General features: G+C 52.7%; 20 protein-coding genes and 2 pseudogenes. 8 read left to right on the top strand and 14 right to left on the bottom strand.

Going from position 1 to position 17,688, the window contains the following annotated elements; genetic code table 11:
- The 3 genes from AC1RPZ_RS00705 to AC1RPZ_RS00695 form a co-directional block, all read right to left on the bottom strand.
- Positions 1-915, bottom strand: coding sequence for an ABC transporter permease subunit (locus tag AC1RPZ_RS00705; RefSeq protein WP_493133808.1), 915 nt, complete (start codon positions 913-915; stop codon positions 1-3).
- 80 nt (positions 916-995) lie between these two features.
- Positions 996-2,111 (bottom strand): branched-chain amino acid ABC transporter substrate-binding protein, encoded by a 1,116-nt coding sequence (locus AC1RPZ_RS00700; RefSeq protein ID WP_493133806.1) that lies wholly within the window; start codon positions 2,109-2,111, stop codon positions 996-998.
- 338 nt (positions 2,112-2,449) lie between these two features.
- On the bottom strand, positions 2,450-3,169 hold the full coding sequence (locus AC1RPZ_RS00695; RefSeq protein WP_493133804.1) for a helix-turn-helix domain-containing protein: 720 nt from the start codon (positions 3,167-3,169) through the stop codon (positions 2,450-2,452).
- Between the two features lie 362 nt (positions 3,170-3,531).
- Between AC1RPZ_RS00695 and AC1RPZ_RS00690 the strand changes: the two genes are divergently transcribed.
- Together AC1RPZ_RS00690 and AC1RPZ_RS00685 are read left to right on the top strand one after the other, a co-directional pair.
- Entirely contained in the window at positions 3,532-4,704 is a 1,173-nt protein-coding gene (locus tag AC1RPZ_RS00690; RefSeq protein WP_493133802.1) for an NAD(P)/FAD-dependent oxidoreductase, read from the top strand.
- Between the two features lie 68 nt (positions 4,705-4,772).
- Positions 4,773-6,041 carry an MFS transporter gene (locus tag AC1RPZ_RS00685; protein WP_493133800.1) on the top strand — a complete coding sequence of 423 codons (1,269 nt, stop codon included), beginning with the start codon at positions 4,773-4,775 and terminating at the stop codon, positions 6,039-6,041.
- Between the two features lie 14 nt (positions 6,042-6,055).
- Here AC1RPZ_RS00685 and AC1RPZ_RS00680 read toward each other — a convergent pair whose 3' ends face one another.
- Positions 6,056-6,508 (bottom strand): Lrp/AsnC family transcriptional regulator, encoded by a 453-nt coding sequence (locus AC1RPZ_RS00680; protein WP_008004522.1) that lies wholly within the window; start codon positions 6,506-6,508, stop codon positions 6,056-6,058.
- Positions 6,509-6,655: 147 nt separating this feature from the next.
- Between AC1RPZ_RS00680 and AC1RPZ_RS00675 the strand changes: the two genes are divergently transcribed.
- The 3 genes from AC1RPZ_RS00675 to AC1RPZ_RS00665 are packed head-to-tail and all read left to right on the top strand — an operon-like array spanning position 6,656 to position 8,673.
- Positions 6,656-7,273, top strand: a complete 618-nt coding sequence (locus tag AC1RPZ_RS00675) for a LysE family translocator (protein WP_248795887.1) — start codon at positions 6,656-6,658, stop codon at positions 7,271-7,273.
- A gap of 26 nt (positions 7,274-7,299) precedes the next feature.
- A complete protein-coding gene (gene panB, locus AC1RPZ_RS00670; protein ID WP_248795886.1) occupies positions 7,300-8,142 on the top strand; it encodes a 3-methyl-2-oxobutanoate hydroxymethyltransferase in 843 nt (280 codons plus the stop codon).
- Between the two features lie 30 nt (positions 8,143-8,172).
- On the top strand, positions 8,173-8,673 hold the full coding sequence (locus tag AC1RPZ_RS00665; RefSeq protein ID WP_248795885.1) for a MaoC family dehydratase: 501 nt from the start codon (positions 8,173-8,175) through the stop codon (positions 8,671-8,673).
- A gap of 85 nt (positions 8,674-8,758) precedes the next feature.
- Here AC1RPZ_RS00665 and AC1RPZ_RS00660 read toward each other — a convergent pair whose 3' ends face one another.
- The 3 genes and pseudogenes from AC1RPZ_RS00660 to AC1RPZ_RS00650 all read right to left on the bottom strand — a co-directional run bounded on the left by AC1RPZ_RS00660 (position 8,759) and on the right by AC1RPZ_RS00650 (position 10,779).
- Positions 8,759-8,947, bottom strand: a complete 189-nt coding sequence (locus AC1RPZ_RS00660) for a tautomerase family protein (protein ID WP_493133797.1) — start codon at positions 8,945-8,947, stop codon at positions 8,759-8,761.
- A gap of 34 nt (positions 8,948-8,981) precedes the next feature.
- Positions 8,982-9,608: pseudogene (locus AC1RPZ_RS00655) on the bottom strand (DUF4011 domain-containing protein); the annotation flags it as partial.
- A 166-nt stretch (positions 9,609-9,774) separates the two neighbouring features.
- Complete coding sequence (locus AC1RPZ_RS00650) at positions 9,775-10,779, bottom strand: hypothetical protein (RefSeq protein WP_248795883.1); 1,005 nt, start codon at positions 10,777-10,779, stop codon at positions 9,775-9,777.
- Positions 10,780-11,062: 283 nt separating this feature from the next.
- Here AC1RPZ_RS00650 and AC1RPZ_RS00645 point away from each other — a divergent pair, with 283 nt between their 5' ends.
- Both AC1RPZ_RS00645 and AC1RPZ_RS00640 read left to right on the top strand, forming a co-directional pair.
- Positions 11,063-12,241, top strand: coding sequence for a phospholipase D family protein (locus tag AC1RPZ_RS00645; RefSeq protein WP_493133795.1), 1,179 nt, complete (start codon positions 11,063-11,065; stop codon positions 12,239-12,241).
- Positions 12,242-12,497: 256 nt separating this feature from the next.
- Entirely contained in the window at positions 12,498-12,671 is a 174-nt protein-coding gene (locus AC1RPZ_RS00640) for a type II toxin-antitoxin system CcdA family antitoxin (protein ID WP_248795881.1), read from the top strand.
- A gap of 376 nt (positions 12,672-13,047) precedes the next feature.
- Here AC1RPZ_RS00640 and AC1RPZ_RS00635 read toward each other — a convergent pair whose 3' ends face one another.
- From AC1RPZ_RS00635 to AC1RPZ_RS00610, 6 genes are all read right to left on the bottom strand, one after another.
- Entirely contained in the window at positions 13,048-13,383 is a 336-nt protein-coding gene (locus tag AC1RPZ_RS00635) for a hypothetical protein (protein WP_248795879.1), read from the bottom strand.
- A 23-nt stretch (positions 13,384-13,406) separates the two neighbouring features.
- Positions 13,407-14,135: a metallophosphoesterase gene (locus AC1RPZ_RS00630; protein WP_248795878.1), complete on the bottom strand. Its 729-nt coding sequence runs from the start codon at positions 14,133-14,135 to the stop codon at positions 13,407-13,409.
- Positions 14,136-14,289: 154 nt separating this feature from the next.
- Positions 14,290-14,505 carry a hypothetical protein gene (locus tag AC1RPZ_RS00625; protein WP_248795877.1) on the bottom strand — a complete coding sequence of 72 codons (216 nt, stop codon included), beginning with the start codon at positions 14,503-14,505 and terminating at the stop codon, positions 14,290-14,292.
- Between the two features lie 41 nt (positions 14,506-14,546).
- Entirely contained in the window at positions 14,547-14,927 is a 381-nt protein-coding gene (locus tag AC1RPZ_RS00620) for a hypothetical protein (RefSeq protein ID WP_248795876.1), read from the bottom strand.
- A gap of 45 nt (positions 14,928-14,972) precedes the next feature.
- Positions 14,973-15,248 (bottom strand): hypothetical protein, encoded by a 276-nt coding sequence (locus tag AC1RPZ_RS00615; RefSeq protein ID WP_248795875.1) that lies wholly within the window; start codon positions 15,246-15,248, stop codon positions 14,973-14,975.
- A 188-nt stretch (positions 15,249-15,436) separates the two neighbouring features.
- Complete coding sequence (locus AC1RPZ_RS00610; protein WP_248795874.1) at positions 15,437-15,844, bottom strand: DUF6957 family protein; 408 nt, start codon at positions 15,842-15,844, stop codon at positions 15,437-15,439.
- A gap of 246 nt (positions 15,845-16,090) precedes the next feature.
- On the opposite strand from AC1RPZ_RS00610, the gene AC1RPZ_RS00605 reads away from it, so the two are divergent.
- Positions 16,091-16,564, top strand: coding sequence for an XRE family transcriptional regulator (locus tag AC1RPZ_RS00605; protein WP_493133791.1), 474 nt, complete (start codon positions 16,091-16,093; stop codon positions 16,562-16,564).
- A gap of 305 nt (positions 16,565-16,869) precedes the next feature.
- Here AC1RPZ_RS00605 and AC1RPZ_RS00600 read toward each other — a convergent pair.
- A pseudogene (locus AC1RPZ_RS00600) lies at positions 16,870-17,316 on the bottom strand (AAA family ATPase); the annotation flags it as partial.
- Positions 17,317-17,688 lie beyond the last annotated feature (372 nt).

The raw sequence follows: 17,688 nt of genomic DNA, 5'->3' as shown, positions 1-17,688 counted from the left end.
TCACACCTTTGTAACTAGGGGGCGGCCAAGCAGGCCTTGTGGTCTCAGGATCAGGATGAGTACCAGCAGCGCGAAGCTAAAAACGTCCTTGTAATCGCTGTTAACCATCCCGGCGAATTGCGATTCAGCAACACCCAAAATCAAACCACCAAACATGGCCCCTGGTAACGACCCAATCCCACCGAGTACTGCTGCTGTGAATGCCTTTATGCCGATGATGAAACCTGCATAAAAATCAAACGTGCCGTAGTTCATCGTGATCAGAACACCTGCCAAAGCGGCCATGGCAGCGCCAATGATGAACACGTAAGAAATAACCCGATCCGTATTGATCCCCAGAATCGAGGCCATTTTTCGGTCTTGCTGCACGGCGCGACACATCCGTCCAAGCTTCGTGCACTTGATCAGCCACGTGAGGATCGCCATGCCGACGAAAGCTGCAATCAGGATGAAAATCTTGGTGTAGGTAAGCTGAACAAAGCCGGTGCCGATCGAAAACCTCATCGATCCTTCAAGCAAGGTAGGCACGCCCTGCTGATGCGCGCCCTGGCTGATTTGCACATAGTTCTGCAGGATCAGAGACATGCCTATGGCACTGATCAACGGTGCCAATCGGGTCGAGTTACGCAGCGGTTTATAGGCCACGCGCTCAATCACCAAGCCATAAACACCGGTGACCACGATTGTGAAAACCAGAGTGCCTAGAATGAGGAAGGGAAACGACTGGACGCCAAAAAAAGAAAATACTGCCAACCCGATAGCGGCCAAATACGCAGAGACCATATACACATCGCCATGGGCGAAGTTGATCATCCCGATAATGCCGTAGACCATGGTGTATCCGATCGCAATCAGCCCATACACAGAGCCAAGCGTCAGGCCATTCACCATCTGCTGAAGAAAGATGCCGTCCACGATTAGAATTCCGTCAGTGAATTGAGAAACACGCACCCTGCGCTCGACCCGTTAACGGGTCGAGGCAAGTGAGCACCCGGTCAAAGTTGCTTGTATTTGCCGTCGGGGCCCCACTGGTACATCACATAATCGGAAACCTTCAGATCACCGTTTTTATCCCACTCTTTATTACCAATCGCAGTAGGTACCGGATGGCTCTTCAACCAAGCAGAAGCCTTCTCACCGTTGGTGCTTTTGGTCGCATTGAACGCTGCCGCTAATGCTTGAACCGAAGAATAGGAATACAGGGTGTAGCCTTCAGGCTCGTACCCATTGGCTCGGAATTTTTCAACAACCGATTTGCCAGCAGGGTTGTTACGCGGATCAGCCCCGAACGTCATCATCACGCCGTTGACGTACTGAGCCCCCCCGGCGGCGCTGACTAGCTCATCAGTCACGATGCCATCGCCAGAAATGAATTTCGCTGTCACACCCTGCTCACGCAGCTGCCGTACAAGCGGGCCAGCCTCTGGGTGCAAACCACCGAAATAAACCACTTCAGGATCGGTCGCTCGAATTTTAGTAACGAGGGCATTGAAGTCTTTCTCTCCACGGGTCAGTCCCTCGTAAAGCACTTCCTTTACACCCTTTTTGTTGAGCTCAACCTTTGTTGCGTCGGCCAGGCCCTGACCGTATGTGTCCTTGTCATGAATAATCACGACTCGCTTGGCTTTAAGGACATCAACGATGTAATCGCCTGCGACAATGCCCTGCTGATCGTCACGTCCACAGTTACGGAAAACTGTCGGCAACCCACGCTCAGTCACTTTGGGGTTGGTTGCTGCCGGACTAATGGTGATGACTCCAGCATCAGCGTAAATCTCATTCGTCGGAATAACCGAGGACGAACAGAAGTGACCGACCACTGCGACCACTTTGTCTGATTCGATCAGCCGGTTCGCAACAGCCACAGCTTGCTTTGGGTCACAAGCATCGTCGCCCTTCACGAGGCGAATCTTGTCGCCATTGACACCACCATCTTTATTTATGACGTCAGCGGCAGCCTGTGCCCCGCGCCAAACCTGATCCCCGTAAGCTGCATAGGTGCCCGTAAAAGGCCCTGCCACACCGATCACCACATCAGCATGAACGACACCACTGACTAACGCAGCTGCCAAGGTTGTACTCACCAAAAACGGTTTCGCTTTACCACTCATATCGCTCGCTCCAAGGTAGAACAGCTCTATTGCGACCCTCAGCTCCAAACCGCAAACTGCACAACGCGACTGAAAAAGAAGGTCTTTAAGGGATCAGCAGAAGAAAGTTGGCAAACTCTGGGAAGCCGCCCGCCAACATCAAGGGCTTATTTTATTGATCTTCATATGGGTGCCGGCCCTGGCATGTGTGCTCATTCTGCCGACAACATGCGGGAACTGGCTTGCACTAACACAGCCGATTCGATGCGGTTTTTTGCATAGCATGCGGGCAAGCGGGCGCGAAATTCCCCACCTGGATACAGCAGCGTCCAAATGAAAAAAGTCGGATAAGCGAGGAGTTACTGAGCCTGAAGGCTCAGTCGGTACTGCTGAGGGGTGAAGTGCGTTGCGGCTTTGAACTGACGAGAAAATGCGCTGTGATCAGCATAGCCGCACTCGCCAGCGATGTCGGTGATACTGGCTTGCGACTCCTCCAACAATCGACAGGCCTTGTCTATACGAATCCGGATGAGCATCTGCTTGGGCGTAAGCTGGAAGATCTCTTTCGTTAAACGCTCCAGCGTATCAACGGACAGATTGACGCTCTGGGCAACATCCGAAATAAGCAGTTTTTGATCGCTATCTGTTTCCAGAATTCGTATGAAATCCATCAGTCTTTTATAGCTACTTTTTTTCTCATCCGGTCTAGGCAAAATTCGCGATATCCCGACCAGGCCAAAATTCCCCGTCACCGGATCCTTGAATTGGAATTTAGAGCTGAGACACCATTGCTTCCTTCCGTCAGCAGAGAAATACAAACGAAGCAGATCCACGATTTTTTTCCCGTCGTTGATCACGCTCATATCCTGAGCCAACGTGTTGTGACCTGTACCAGGAAAAAGCTCATCGGCGGTTAAGCCTATAACCTGCTGCTTGCTACGCATTCCTGCCTGATCAACGATCGCCTGATTGACCATTACATAGCGTGCTTGACTGTCTTTGACGAAAAACATCACATCAGGGAGTCGATCAAACACCTGCTCCAGCAATGGCAGGTTTTCGTCGACGCTACGTAGCAAATCATCACACCTGAACATGTTTGCATCCGATCCAACACTTACTGGGATTTACCTTACACCAGCCTAGCCAGAGGCATAGGGGAAAATCAAGGTATCTCATTGTGCAACCTCCCGCTAGAAGCCCGCCAAGGATACCGCACCCCATGGGGGCATCATCTACCAAGCGCGCACCGAACATGCTCAAGAAATGCTAGTAAACATACAAGCTGAGGAGGAACCTGCGTTAACTCAACGTGACAATCCTAGATCGCGCGGGCAAAAATGACTATGCAGAAAGCCGTAAAAATCCACGGAGTAAATCACAAGCCACCGCTACCCGGTTACAGCAGACTGTGCCGAGTTCGCTACTTGAGGATTTCCCCGTGACCCACCCAACCGATTCAGTTGTCATCATCGGCGGCGCCATCATCGGCAGCTTCGTCGCTTACTTCCTGCGACGTGAGGGCCATAAAGGTTCGATCAAAGTTATCGAGCGCGATAGCACCTATCAGTTCTCTTCCACTGCGCTATCCGCGTCCTCGATCCGCACCCAATTCGGCTGCCCATTCAACATCAATATGAGCCTGTTCAGTGCAGGAGTTTTCAAAGACATCAAGAAGTGGTTTGGTGAAGATGCCGACATTGGTTTTGAGGAGCGTGGGTATCTCATGCTCGGTTCGCCAGATGGAGCCGACGTGCAACGCACCACAGCTTTGATGCAACGCGAACATGGCGCCACGGTTGATATTCTGACCCCTGAACAAACCAAAGAGCGCTTCCCCTGGATCAACGCCGAAGACCTTGGAATCGCGACCTATGGAGCCGCCAACGAAGGCTGGTTTGACGCTTGGGCGCTACTGCAATTGGTTCGCCGTGAAGCCAAAAAACTTGGCGTTGAATATGTACAAGGTGAAGCCTGCAGCATCACCCAGAGCGATGGCAAAGTCGAATCCGTTCAACTCTCCGACGGAACCAGTTTGCCATGTGCCTGGTGCGTCAACGCCGCTGGGCCGGCAAGCGGAAAAGTCGCAAGCTGGCTGGGGATTGACCTTCCAGTAGAGCCCCGTAAGCGAACCGTCTTTCACATCAAAACACCGGTGCCGACCGAAGGCTTTCCAATGCTCTTTGATAATTCGGGTGCGTGGATTCGTCCGGAAGGCGATGGATTCATTGCTGGTATTGCTCTGGAGGAACCAGTGGACGTACATGCCGAGGGCGACTTCGAGCCGAGCCATCATTTGCTCGAAGAAACACTGTGGCCACTTTTGGCACACCGCATCCCTGAAATGGAACAGATTCGTCTGCAACGGTCGTGGGCAGGTCACTATGAAATGAATCTGCTGGATCATAACGGCGTCGTTGGCGCACACGACCAAATCACCAACTTCGTATTCGCAACCGGTTTCTCCGGCCATGGAGTCATGCACTCCCCCGCAACTGGCCGCGGAGTGGCTGAACTGATCGTTCACGGCAAATACCAGACTCTGGATCTGTCGCCCTTAGGTTATGAGCGCATACGTGACAATCAGCCCATCGTTGAGTCGGTTATCTACTAACTCCTGCGCGAGCCGGCATCGTCCGGCTCGCTATGCGATGCATCCTCGGTTACCTAGCGGAATTGAACGTGACAGCTGTCTCGAAAGTACTCATCCCCTCCTCCTCCCACCAGCAAAACCAAGTGCCATCTGACTTACCAGCTGCCTCGGGATACATCGAGACAGGAACCCCTGAGTTTCGTAAAACCTCATGGGCACTTCTAGCGGGTGGGTTTTCCAGTTTTGCTCTGCTTTATTGCGTTCAACCGATGATGCCTGCTCTGTCAGAGGCTTTTTCAATCAGTGCAGTCCAGAGCAGTCTCATCTTGTCTGTTTCAACCATTACCTTGGCAATTGGCCTCCTTTTTACTGGCCCAATTTCAGATGCCTTAGGTCGAAAGCGTGTGATGGTGGTCGCATTGATGGGGGCTGCGCTATGCACGATCCTGGAATCGATGATGCCAAACTGGCAAAGCTTGCTAGTGATGCGTGCGCTCCTCGGGTTGTCGCTTAGCGGCATAACGGCGCTTGCTGTGACCTACCTGAGTGAGGAGATACATCCTCGCAACATAGGCGTCGCGATCGGCTTATACATTGGCGGCAGTGCGATTGGAGGTATGTCAGGACGCCTGTTCAGTGGCCTGATTCTGGAGTACGGATCATGGCGCATCGCGGTGGGTGCGATAGGCATAGTTGGTGTGTTTGCCGCAGTACTTTTCTGGCGCTATTTGCCGGAGTCCAGGCATTTCACTCCGCGCGCGATCAACACGAAAAATTTAGTGGGAGGGTTTCTTCTCCACTTCCAAAATTCGGCATTGCGCCTCCTTTTCCTTCAAGCATTCTTGCTGATGGGCAGCCTGGTAACCTTTTTCAACTACATCGGTTATCACCTACTCCAAGGCCCGTTCTTTCTCAGCCAGCAGACAGTCAGTCTGTTGTCTTTTGTGTACCTGACAGGCCTCTACAGCTCGGCCAAAATTGGCTCTTTGGCAGACCGAGTCGGACGACCAAAAGTGTTCTGGAAGATCATTCTCCTGACATTGATCGGCGTAGTGCTCACGCTAGTGAATAATCTCTACTCACTCGTCATTGGCACAGTGATTTTCACCTTCGGTTTTTTTGGTTCTCATGCTGTTGCCAGTAGCTGGATCGGTCGATGTGCGAAGACTGCAAAAGGACAAGCTACGTCCCTTTATCAGATTTTCTTCTACATAGGAGCCAGCGTTGTGGGTACTTGGGGAGGGATGTTCTGGCAGCGTGCTCACTGGCTCGGCGTTGGACTTTTCATCGCTGGCCTGCTGACCGTTTCTCTTCTGATCTCACTGAAACTCGCTCAAAAGGCGGCCAGCCAATCCTGACACTCTGGCCCCGATCACAAAGGAAGAGGTCTGTCCTGAACGACCCGTTTCATGACAAGCGTTGAGGTCAGACGTTGCACGTTGGGCAGCGTTGAAAGGCTCTCATCATAGAGCCTTTGAAACGCAGGTAAATCCTGAGTAATGACGTGCAACAGGTAGTCCGGCTCGCCAAATAATCGTTGAGCGTCGACCACTTGCGGGATATCAACCAGCGCCCTCTCGAAAGCCTCAACCGCTTGCCTGTCACCTTCACGCAATGTGGCAAATACCATGGCGGAAAAGTTAAGGCCCAATGCGCCTGGATCAAGTTGTGCGCGATAACCGAGCAACACACCCGACTCTTCCAGTGCCCGCACCCGTCGATGGCAAGGGGAAAGGCTCAGCCCCACGCGTTCGGCGAGTTCGGTGACCGAAAGGCGACCGTCCTTTTGCAGTTCAGAAAGAATCTTGCGATCAATTCTGTCCATTTAGAAGAATCTCCCCATCTGCAGCAATCCGATGATTATCTTTGGAAGTAAATTCTAACAAGATTTCATTATTCTTCCTCGTATCAGTAATTATTGGAGCGAGACGATGCAACGAGCGATATGCCAGCAACTGAGGTGGGCAGCACCATGACCTTGAGCGTTTTTGTTGCCTTTTGGGCCGTGTCGATTCTATTCGTCATCACGCCGGGCGCAGATTGGGCCTATGCGATTTCAGCGGGCCTAAAGGGCCGAGTCGTCATACCTGCCGTGGGCGGACTCTTGTCCGGCCATTTGATCGCAACCATGATCGTTGCCGGTGGTGTCGGCACGCTGGTGGCCAACCACCCCACTGCCTTGGCCGTGCTGACCGTTGCCGGGGCAGGTTATTTGCTTTGGTTAGGTCTAAATATGCTTGCCCACCCCGCTACACCACATTCTGATGATGTTCAGGCGTCGAGTTCCTGGAAGCACTGGGCGATCAAGGGGCTTTGTGTAAGCGGGCTGAATCCGAAGGTATTCCTGCTGTTCCTGGCGCTGTTGCCTCAGTTCACCGACGCCACCGCTGCCTGGCCTGTTCCGATGCAGATGATTGCCCTGGGGCTCATCCACACGGTCAGTTGCGGCGTGATCTATCTGCTGGTCGGATTTGGCTCGCAGGTGGTGCTGCAAGCGCGTCCAGTCGCGGCTCGTTTCGTCAGCCGTTTCTCCGGCGCGGCTATGATCATCATCGCGGTCGTTCTGCTCACCGAGCAGGTGCTGGGTTGATCCATTTTCTAAACGAGGCAAACACCATGACCGATCAACCTTCACCATATGGCGGTGCTCCACAAGTCTCCAAGGCGCCACGAATCCGGATTCCGCATCTGAAACAGATGAAAGTAGAGGGGCAGAAATGGGCGATGCTCACCGCGTATGACATGTACAGCGCAGCTATTTTCGAAGAAGCCGGAATACCCGTCCTGCTAGTCGGCGACTCTGCGTCCAACAATGTCTACGGTAATGAATCCACGTTATCCATTACCGTTGACGAACTGATCCCTCTGGTTCGTGCAGTAAGCCGTTCGACACAACGAGCACTGGTAATTGCTGATCTTCCATTCGGCTCTTATCAGGCCTCGGCGGAGCAGTGCTTCCACACAGCCGTACGTTTCATGAAAGAAGCTGGAGCGCATGCGGTCAAACTCGAGGGTGGTATCGAAATGCTGCCTCAGGTCGAGAAACTCGTGAGTTCAGGCATACCCGTCATGGCGCACATTGGCTTCACCCCACAGATGGAACATCAACTGGGAGGCTACCGTGTCCAAGGTCGGGGCGAAGATGCGCAGCGCTTGATAGACGCAGCCAAAGCGCTTGAGGCCGCCGGTGCCTTTGCTGTTTTGATTGAGATGGTGCCCGGTGATGTGGGTCGAGCGATCTCTGAAGCCATTTCAATCCCGACTGTCGGGATTGGAGCAGGTAACCAATGCGATGCCCAGGTGCTGGTCTGGCAGGACATGGCCGGGCTACGCAGCGGATGTCTGCCGCGATTCGTCAAACAGTACGCAGATCTTCGATCGGTACTTCACACGGCAGCGAGGGACTTTGCGCTTGAGGTGAATGCAGGAACATTTCCAGGCCCTGAACATACTTTTTAGGTGCCTCCCCTCACCTTCCAAGGAGTTGTGATGAAAAGTCCAAGAGAACGTGCTGCCGAAGGTCTTGAGGTCGGAGACCGGTTCACGATAGTCCGCTGTTTTTCCGAGGACGATATTCGTCAATTCGCTCAGATTTCTCGCGACTACAACCCGGTTCACTGCGACGCACGCTACGCGGATCTGCGCAAGTTCAAGGCGCCTATTGCTCATGGCCTGCTGACAGCCAGCCTCCTCACCGAGATTGGGGGGCAAATAGGATGGCTAGCAACAGGAATGAGTTTCGAGTTTAAACGACCGGTATACGCGGAAGAACAGATCACCTGTCACTGGCTCATCACTGAAGTAGATGAACGCGGTCACGCAAAAGCCGAAGTCAGGATACTTAACGCAGAAGGAATCCCGGTGATGGAGGCGACGACTTCTGGTGTACTACCTGGAACTGAAGAACGTGAACGCCTTAAACAGATGCTCGCTGACGGAGATCCCACCAACGGCGCCATCCACGTCCTAAATCACCTGCCTCAGCGCTAGGGGTCTCCGCCACGAATCGGATGCTTCCCTAGCCTTGAGTAGAGGGATAGCTGTCCTTATCTTATGTAGCCTGTCGACGCATGATCTACTTTTCCGACTCGAATAATTCCCCCGCTACGGCCCAATTGCTGGCAGGGACATCCTCAAAAAGAACGTAGACCCACTTGGGATCAACCCCGGTATGTTTTATCAGCGTTTGAGTGATCTCTGCGGCAACGTGCTTCTTGGCATCCTGGTCTTTATCGTCGAACCAGGTTACACGTACAACAGGCATAAGCTTTTCCTCTGGATTGATTCAGTCATTTGTCTACGTGTTGGCCCGAATCGTCCCGAGGGAGCTCGGTCTCAAGCGACCCGAGATTCAATTCGAAATCTTGGCGAAGCATCTCGATGAGTGTCGGGTTGAATCTAGGTTCGTCGTCGTGCAGCACCATCGAAAAACCTGAACGCGCGCTTTTGCGCTCAAGCGTCACAGGGATCAGGACAAGCGGCGCCCGGTACTTCTGCCCGCCTTTGTCCGCTCGCTCCCAGCTGAGAAAACCCAGAGCAAGGTAAAGGGTGTTAGAGCCCCCTTCTTGCAAGGCAGTTCGAGCTCCCCGATAGAGTTCGATCAGCCGTGCTTCCATTTCAGTGCTGGAGAGGCCGACAAACACCTCATTCCGTTTCAAGGCGTCCAGGGCGTGGAGACGACGAACATCTTCTCGCTCACGTAATTCGTACAGTACCTGGTCACGTGGGTCAGCCCCATCCATCAGGTCGGGACGTGTCAGCAATTTCAGTTTTTTACCGCTGGCCAGGAAATCTTCCAGCGCTGCAGGATCGGGAGACTCGAGCTTCAGAGACTTTTTCCCGGCCTTGAAGTTGAGCAAATTATTGCGAAGCGACAAGTCCAGTAGCTTGCGTTGCCACCGCCCCAGGCGATCTTTTGGATCAAGCAGGCGCTCATGCGCTTCCCCTATCCTGCCTATGGTGGCGCACATGAACGCGGAGCATGGTGAGTGGGCTCAACGCGGCAAGTAGGCGCCGGAAATGATCGCCATCTTATAACGGGTTCCCGGGGGCAGTCCCCTTCAAAGGTGGTTCGCCAAGACCGTCTATCTGTTAGGCGTTCGTGACGAACTGTCGAGCATCCAACGCATTAACAGGTTGGAAACCGGACGTCTTTTTAAAGGATGTGTTGTGCACGAAATTTTTCATGGAATCGGAAGGATCGATCGAATCCATATTCAATGCTTCCAGGGTGTGCCTGGAGAGCGCTACGCTCAATATAGGTAACTCTTCTATATGCCCCGTAGCTGAGTTCAGCACAGCGTCGATGGCCGTCACGATCACAAGGTCATCAGGGAGCATCGACAAAAGCTCGCGCCCTACCCTCAAAACACAGCTGCACACATAGTCCTGCAAAAGCTCATTGTACTTTCCGGCTGGCATCTTCTTCGTTGAAAGCTTTCCGCTCTGCAGCAAGGACTTGATCTCAGCTGGAATGACGCGAACACCATGAACGCCAAGACTAGCCTCCACTAGACCCGTTTCCCCTATTGAGAACTTGATCGATGTGCCGAGATGAGAAATGTCAGTGAATGGATCGACGAGCTTGATAGCTTCTAGCTTCGCCTTCCCTGTACCGCTCAGGACACCCTGCGCGATAGTGTATTCCTGGTGCCAAGAGTCATGCTCGACTCGCCACTTCGCGACAGCGGCCTCATGCTGTTTAGCATCGTGTAGGCGCCCCGTCTCAATGGCGGCAGCCAAGTTTTTACGTTGGCGCGTTTCGAGCTTGAACAACTTTGCGAAGAAACCAGGCTTATAGGTTTGCTCTTGAGCTTTAGCATGCGCTTCACTCGTATCTGCGAATGCGGGCTTTACGGGTTCAGCCCTATCAACGAATGATTGCCAATCTATTTCCTCCCCACATTCTTTATGCACGGAGAGCAGAACATCGATTAGGTTTCCGTAGACTTCGACTTCGTAGGCTGCTTGCTCAAGCGCCTCCATCTTGGCGTATTCTTTTTGGCGTGACTGAAGCTCACGTTGCCTACGCTGGGCGTTACGATCAGCTTTACGCGAAGCTGCCTGCATCGAACGCAACGTTCCTTTCCAGCCCATATCTCATTCCTTCGAAGTATTGGTTGATCGGTTTCAGACCACGAACAGCCTCGGATGATGATGGCAGCTTAGCACCAAGACTCGATTTGGAAAGGTGATGAACTTGATGAAGACTGCACGAGCTTGATTGGGCTATACAACGAATCAGAAGACCAGCTTCTTCGCCGTATTCCGGGCTCGTTTGTATTGGGCTAACCGAAGGCCACTTTGGTAACCCTCGACCTGACCGCTGCCACTGGCAAACCCAGCGACGCCACCTCAACAACAACGCGGATTTTTTTGCATGAAATTGCTTTTACTTCCCAAACGTTCCGGCACCGAGCTTCAAGACGTCTATCGTCGCGCCCTTCGCGAATCGACTCATCTGTACATCGTCAGCGCTTACCTGACTCATTGGGACATCAAGGGCGACCTGGGCCACCAGTGCGAGTCATTCAAGTTCATAGTTGGCAAAGACTTTGGAATTACCCGCAAGGCAGCTTGCGAGGACGTACTCCGATGGCTTCCCTCAGACAGGCATGATGATTTTCTCGCCGCGGAAACAATAGACGGATTCCACCCGAAGGCCGTTTTTTGGAGAGAACTGGATGGCAAATCCTACGCGCTTGTCGGTTCTTCAAATCTCTCTAAAGCTGCTTTCTCTACCAATTACGAAGCTAATGGCTACTCACTGATTTCTGATGAGACTTTCAAAGCCGCCGAACAGTGGATCGAAAAGCTCGCAAACATGTGTGTAACCCTCGACGAAAATTGGATTCGTCGCTACCGAGAGGCCATCCAACCTAAGAAGCCGAAATCACCAGATACATCAGAAACAGAAGGCGAAGATGATGGAGCTGTCTTTGAGCTGATACTACCCGATCCCCATACGCTCAAGCGTTACGCGGCCGTTCTCGCCAGACGACGACAACAGATGCGCCTGTTCAAAAGCGTCAGGCCCGACCTCGAAACTTTATTCCGGACGACTGCGAGAGCCCGCGCATGGAATCCGTCTCGCAACCTAGACTTTTACGGCAACCTAAACGAGCTATGGTCACTCCATACCGGAAGCCGGTTCCAAGGTCTTGGTTGGGAAAGACACGGGCGAGGTAGTAATTTTCAAGAGCTTGCGAGAAGCCTGGTGCGAATATTGGACGCGCAGGTAGTATCCCGAGATCGTGTCGTGAAGGTAGAAATTGATCGCCTGCACCACATTGGCGTGAACACCAGAGGCGCCCTCCTCTCAGAGATGCTCTGCCAATTCTTCCCGAAGCAATACCACGTGCTCAATAAACCAGTCAGAGATTGGCTACGAGACTCAAGCCTAGACAGAGTACGAGGCGCGACCGAGGGCGAGAACTACATTCGCTGTGCACGCCTATTTCGTATAGCGCTCGAGCGCGCGAAAGATTATCCAGCGAAAAACATTGCTCAACTCGACGCCCTTATCTGGTTGGAGAGTAATCCCGACTCAGAATTTTAAACTGATGCGTCGAATGCGAGCTGCTTCCATCGGCTCAGGCCCATATGCGTCTAAGGACTCTCCCCCTTCGGAAAGCTGTTGCCCTTGTCACGCAGTAGCTTAGCCAAGAGGTGATGCAGGACGAGGATGCGCGGTAGTCATGTTTTCGTGCTTGACGAGTACAAACCAGAGCCCAAAATCTAACGCCGGGGCTAGCAGTTTGCGGCAACACGGCTACCGGTATCTTGTTGATAGCGATTCAGAAGAGGCGATGGCCATGCACCAACAGGAAGACATTATCCTCTCTGCGATGATGGAGCGGAATCGAGCGGAGGCGCTGCGTACGGAGCGGCACGAGGAATGGCTGGCAGAGAACAGGGAGGAATTAGATGCCTACAACCAACACGTAGAGGCCCTTGGAGTGTTCAGCGACAATGTGCGGAGCTTTTGAAGCAATCACTTCGCCAGCGGATCGCACTCACATCATCGAGGGCATGACTGCATCAAGTCAGTGGATGATATCGACCAGGGGCAAGGCACCGTTTTGGTACCACCAGTGGCAGATCACGTACCTACTACCATTACGTGTCTCGCAAACCCGATATCCCTTAAGCTCGAACACCCTTTCGATCCTGGAAGTGCGGATTCTCCCGCCGTCTACAAATCGGCCCCGCGATTCTGAAAAAACAACTCCAGTCATGCACGGAGGCTGAATCTCAGCAAAGCAAATGTATCCGCTGATCCGGAAACCGAAATCAATTTCCTGTGCCTCTAACACGCTCTTTGGGAATCCCAACTATCAACCCTCTTAGCATTCGATACCGACGTCAGTGAACTCGATCAAACCGGTCTAAAGCGCCATTGTCATAAAGCCAGTGGGCTACGACATACTTACCGCCATCGGCTGCAATCACGACTTCGTATCCATCTCGATTGTGTCGATCAGCAATGGGTTGCGTATGGATTGGCAACCCTTCCGGAAAGCTCCTGGCATGATCGCAAAACAAAAGCCCAGTCATGCGCGGAGGACGCTCCAATGCGCATAGCAAATAGCCAAGGACGTCTGGATCAGCAACAGCTTTGCGTGCTCGCTCAATGACCTTCGGCAGCCTGTACAACCGGAAGTCAGACAGCTCCGCTCCATAAGTTTTGATCCAGTGCACTTGGGCGTCCCCCTCTACAGCGATCAGATTTCTACAGTCAAATTGGGGGCAAAATCCGCGTTTCCCCCTGGGTAACCACGGGGATTCGAAATGATTCGGCATCCACCTAACGAGATATCCACCGCTCGATGCGTGTGGCCAAAAATCCACACGTCCACTAGCGGCAGAAGCGCGTGCCAGCGGTTGAAAAATGCGGCGCTGAGATGACCGTCATAGTTTTCACGGCCCGCTTCGGGGACAGGGCAATGATGCGTAACGACGACGGTTTTGCCATGAAATGGCTCGCTAAGCTCGCGCTTCAAAAATTCAAAAGCCACGCGATTTCGCTCAATCACATCTGCTGGGCATAGACGGCGAAAGTTGTCCTCAGTCGCAATCATCTTGAAGTCATTCATCAATTGCCCACATATCAACGTCGCCGCGATTACGTCCCCGGTAGATGAGAAATCCGTCCACCCTGTTGTGACCAAAAACCGGATTTCATCGTGAATCCAAACCTGGTTTTCCAGGACGTGAATATTGGGTGCGGCAGCGTCTCGCATTTTGTGAAGGGTGTGATCGATGTGGCCACCGTAAAATTCGTGGTTCCCACAGACATAAATGACTTCACGATCGAACGTCTGATTCGCCCACTCCACGCCACGACATTTTGTGTGGATGTCTCCCGCCAAGATCACCAAATCTGCGTCGTTCGGAGGCGGCACGAATTCAGAAAACTCGAGGTGTAGGTCTGAAAGGACGTAAACCTTCATCTGTGACTCCTCAAGCTCATTCGCTAGGTGCGCTAGGAAAAATATGAGCCAGTGAAAGGCGAGCAAGTTGCACCATGACGATTGAATCGCTCCTTCGCGCAAGCGCCTAGCTTCACCGTGTCCTCATCAGCCAGCGAACAATTGCCTGGGCTAATCAGTGCTTCGTAGGTTCTCCAGCACCCCACGTCGGTGGGTTTTCAACAATATCGATCGTCATCGTCAGCTCAAATTGCATACGAGCAAAAACAGCATCGAGGTTCGGATGAGATCCCGATTCACGAAGCGCTGTTACTAGCTGACGCAGCTCCTTGCCACTAGCAAGGGACATTTGAACATTGCAATACACGGTATCGTCGTCTTCCCGAGCCATATCAAATCCAGATTCCCATGCTGCGTTGGCGTGCCCTGTGCTCACTGAACAGTCGGTGACACGGGAGACCCATTCGTAGCGGGTTGCATGAAAGCTCTGAAACTTGGCCGCCCTACCCCTTTCATGAAAGAAGCGACCAAATATCGCGAATTCATGGTCGTCAACACCCAGAACTTCCCCTCCTTTTTTGCATAGCGAATGCTGGATGTGCGCATCAAATGTCCATCCGCGAAACGCCCAAAGCGATCCATCTTGGTATGGCCAAAAACCACACCAACAGCCACGCCATTTGATACGAAGACATCGCTCAAGCATGCAGTGATCGGCGCGTCATAGACGTATTCACTTGCACGAACGATCCGACGCAGCTGGAACTCCGTAAGACGCTTTGAGTGAAGATCGACTTCGTGGATGTCGCTCATTAATTTTCTCCGATTCAGTATTCGCCCAGCGATGGAGTAAAAACGTCAGTAAATTTTTCTGACGTTAGTTAACGCCTCCGGCTTGAAAGAGCGATCGTGAGTGTCTGTGTAGATCTTGCCGCTCTCAACCTCAAGCACGCATATCACGCAGCCATTACGGTCATGGCCGATGGAAATCGCCTTGATTATTTCCATTCGCCAACTTTTGCCGCCATTCATCCAAGAGGGTGTCAACGCTTGGATTTCAGTAATGACAAAGTCTTCATTCTGCGACTCAAGAAGCTCAAGCAGCCGTGTCTCGTCATTCAACATCTCAATCATGTTTACGAATCGACCGTCGTGCCTCTCTCTAACGCATACGTGGTACCAGTGAATATTCAACGCTCGCGAAATGCCATGCCAGTGAGCGAGACCCTCCCCGAACATACCAGGTACTCCCTCAATGTCTTCGATTTTGGTTCTGAACATTCTTGTCTCAGTTGGAAATCATTGCCTGGGCAACGCGTCGTCTAAAAGAAAGAAAAAATTGTTTTGAGGCTCGCTGGTTTTTCGTGGCCGCCCCCACAAAGGACATACACAGTGTTCCTCGTTTCGAAAAGAAATCCATCTTCAAACGAAACCGCAAAAGTGCTGCGCACCCAGTCGCCGACATCAAAACGACGCTGGCTGTCGAAGCGTACATTGTGAGCAAACAACACAAGCGGGAGCTGTCCCGCCGCGTGGATTTTTTGTAGCTCGTCTTCGGTGACTTCGGCTCGAAAAATCGTCCAGTCCTCCACTAAGCAATACGGTTTGCGGGGATAGAGGGCCTGCACCAGCCCCATCAGAATCTCATCTGAATCCACGACACCTTGGCGAGGTACGCCAGGATCGCCATCGAGTAGCTCCTCAGCACCTTCTTTTTTATGCGTGCTCAATCTCAAACCTCCGTCAATAAATCTGCTGTCTTCGTTGAGGGATGACCACCAGAAAGGGCTCTTGAACCGGAGTACCCATCACGGGTTAGGCGGTCTTGATGCTCCTTGAGACAGCTCTGGTGATGCCCCACTATCTTCACACCACTGCTTGCGGCCCACTGGGGCATCGCTTCAACGGATAATACACTATATTGACGTTTATTCGTAAACCTCAGTTATGGCTATATCCTGACTTTTGAGAAAGTCATGGAACTGAGAACCGCATTTGCAGGCGTACTTCGGGCGCTCCGCCTCGTCCGGCGCGCCAAGTACGCTGACGTCTCGGATGCGACTCACCGACGTAAAGTCAGTGCTCTCGAGAACGCGCAGACCAGCATCACCGTCGAGCAATTTGACGAGTTGGCGCAATCACTTGGTCTCGATCCCATAGCGATGCTTACCCTCTGCATCGCCCACCGCCAGGGTGAGGAGCCACTTACCGTAATTGGCCGTGCATTGACCGACGTGGCGGCCTTCGAAACTGAGGGTGGTATGAAGGTGCTCAGCGATCAGTTTGACGCTGAGGGTAACCTGATAAAACGAGGACGCGGCAAACCGCTAAACGCAGATAATGAGAGAGCGGTACTGGCACTCAAAGCGGAAGGTGCGACGCAGCAGCAGGCAGCGGCGCAGTTGGGGCTGGCGTTGACGTCGGTGAGGGAGTATTGGAGAAAGCGATAGCCGAGGTATCTTCGCTGGCAGGCGAAGTAATTTGTCAAGAGCGGCAAGTGAATGAGGACGATGGCTGAACCAAGATGCTCATTTGGTACATCATTGTGGCGAGACCTATAGAGCTCTCGCAGCCCGAGTATCAGGCCAAGTTCAGTCGCACCTTCACAGACAAGGATCCTGCGGGCGAATAATGCCCTCGGCGCGTGCTTCAGGACTTTAGCCAATGCATCCGTTTGCGCCCGATTGATCCATGCGACGCCATTGAATCGACGCATTACAAAAATCGATTCGCTCTTCAGCTCCGAAAGCACCACATCTGAGTGAGTCGTGATCAGAAGTTGACCCGTAGCAGTGCGTGCAGCCAACGCTCGCTCATGGGCAGTCCGAAGGGCCGAAACCGCTCCGAGAACACGATGAGGTTCCAGCCCCTGCCCCAACTCATCAACAAGAACGATGGCCCCTTTCATGATCGAGGCTCGCTGGATCGCGAGAGTAGCTAATCGACGTGTGCCTAGACCGGACAGCCTAAGTGGTGTCGTACCATCATGTAGAGCAATAGAACCTGAACTAAAACCGCCTCGACCGAGCTCTAGATCCCGAGCAAAACCATCCTTGACGTATGCGCCTAACTCTTTGGCCAATTGCTCAGCGCGTCCGGCCGCCGCTACCAACGAGGGAATGGATGACAAATTGGCTGTTTGCTTCGCAACCCGATACGCCTCTGCAAGTTGTTGAGCGGCGCCGTCCTGATCGCCTGTCATTCTAGAAAGTACAGAGCCTTGCCCCCAGGTCAGGTGACGAGACTCATCGCCGGCTAAGCGCACCACACCAAAAAGGGAGCGATCACGGTTGGATAGAACACGACGTGTAGGATAACGATCGCAGATGAGCTCCCACACTGGTTCCATGGTCGCGTCGACGGTAAGCCTGACGGTCAATAGCTCACCTTGCTGTCTGGCTTGTTCGCAACCATCACCGCGTCCCTGTAGATCAAGAGCTCGATCCTAGAGCTAGCCTGGCCTCAAGGTTTCACCGGTATATGTGAACCGAGTGGGTCACTCTAGTCGTAACTCGCTAGCTGGTGAGCTTCTAATACCGCAGTAACGTTGCCGTATTGAAGCTTCCAAAAACGG

The sequence above is a fragment of the Pseudomonas sp. GW822-FHT02D10 genome, from assembly GCF_058802345.1.
Note: the sequence above shows the minus strand (reverse complement) of the source record. Positions and strands in the feature narration are given on the sequence as shown.

Excerpts from the sequence above, each read along its gene's own strand:
- AC1RPZ_RS00620 (WP_248795876.1), bottom strand. The coding sequence starts at position 14,927 with ATGAGCGACATCCACGAAGTCGATCTTCACTCAAAGCGTCTTACGGAG.
- AC1RPZ_RS00645 (WP_493133795.1), top strand. The coding sequence starts at position 11,063 with ATGAAATTGCTTTTACTTCCCAAACGTTCCGGCACCGAGCTTCAAGAC.
- AC1RPZ_RS00700 (WP_493133806.1), bottom strand. The coding sequence starts at position 2,111 with ATGAGTGGTAAAGCGAAACCGTTTTTGGTGAGTACAACCTTGGCAGCT.
- AC1RPZ_RS00625 (WP_248795877.1), bottom strand. The coding sequence starts at position 14,505 with ATGGCTCGGGAAGACGACGATACCGTGTATTGCAATGTTCAAATGTCC.
- panB (WP_248795886.1), top strand. The coding sequence starts at position 7,300 with ATGACCGATCAACCTTCACCATATGGCGGTGCTCCACAAGTCTCCAAG.
- AC1RPZ_RS00615 (WP_248795875.1), bottom strand. The coding sequence starts at position 15,248 with ATGATTGAGATGTTGAATGACGAGACACGGCTGCTTGAGCTTCTTGAG.
- AC1RPZ_RS00665 (WP_248795885.1), top strand. The coding sequence starts at position 8,173 with ATGAAAAGTCCAAGAGAACGTGCTGCCGAAGGTCTTGAGGTCGGAGAC.
- AC1RPZ_RS00660 (WP_493133797.1), bottom strand. The coding sequence starts at position 8,947 with ATGCCTGTTGTACGTGTAACCTGGTTCGACGATAAAGACCAGGATGCC.
- AC1RPZ_RS00675 (WP_248795887.1), top strand. The coding sequence starts at position 6,656 with ATGACCTTGAGCGTTTTTGTTGCCTTTTGGGCCGTGTCGATTCTATTC.
- AC1RPZ_RS00640 (WP_248795881.1), top strand. The coding sequence starts at position 12,498 with ATGCACCAACAGGAAGACATTATCCTCTCTGCGATGATGGAGCGGAAT.
- AC1RPZ_RS00650 (WP_248795883.1), bottom strand. The coding sequence starts at position 10,779 with ATGGGCTGGAAAGGAACGTTGCGTTCGATGCAGGCAGCTTCGCGTAAA.
- AC1RPZ_RS00680 (WP_008004522.1), bottom strand. The coding sequence starts at position 6,508 with ATGGACAGAATTGATCGCAAGATTCTTTCTGAACTGCAAAAGGACGGT.
- AC1RPZ_RS00630 (WP_248795878.1), bottom strand. The coding sequence starts at position 14,135 with ATGAAGGTTTACGTCCTTTCAGACCTACACCTCGAGTTTTCTGAATTC.
- AC1RPZ_RS00605 (WP_493133791.1), top strand. The coding sequence starts at position 16,091 with ATGGAACTGAGAACCGCATTTGCAGGCGTACTTCGGGCGCTCCGCCTC.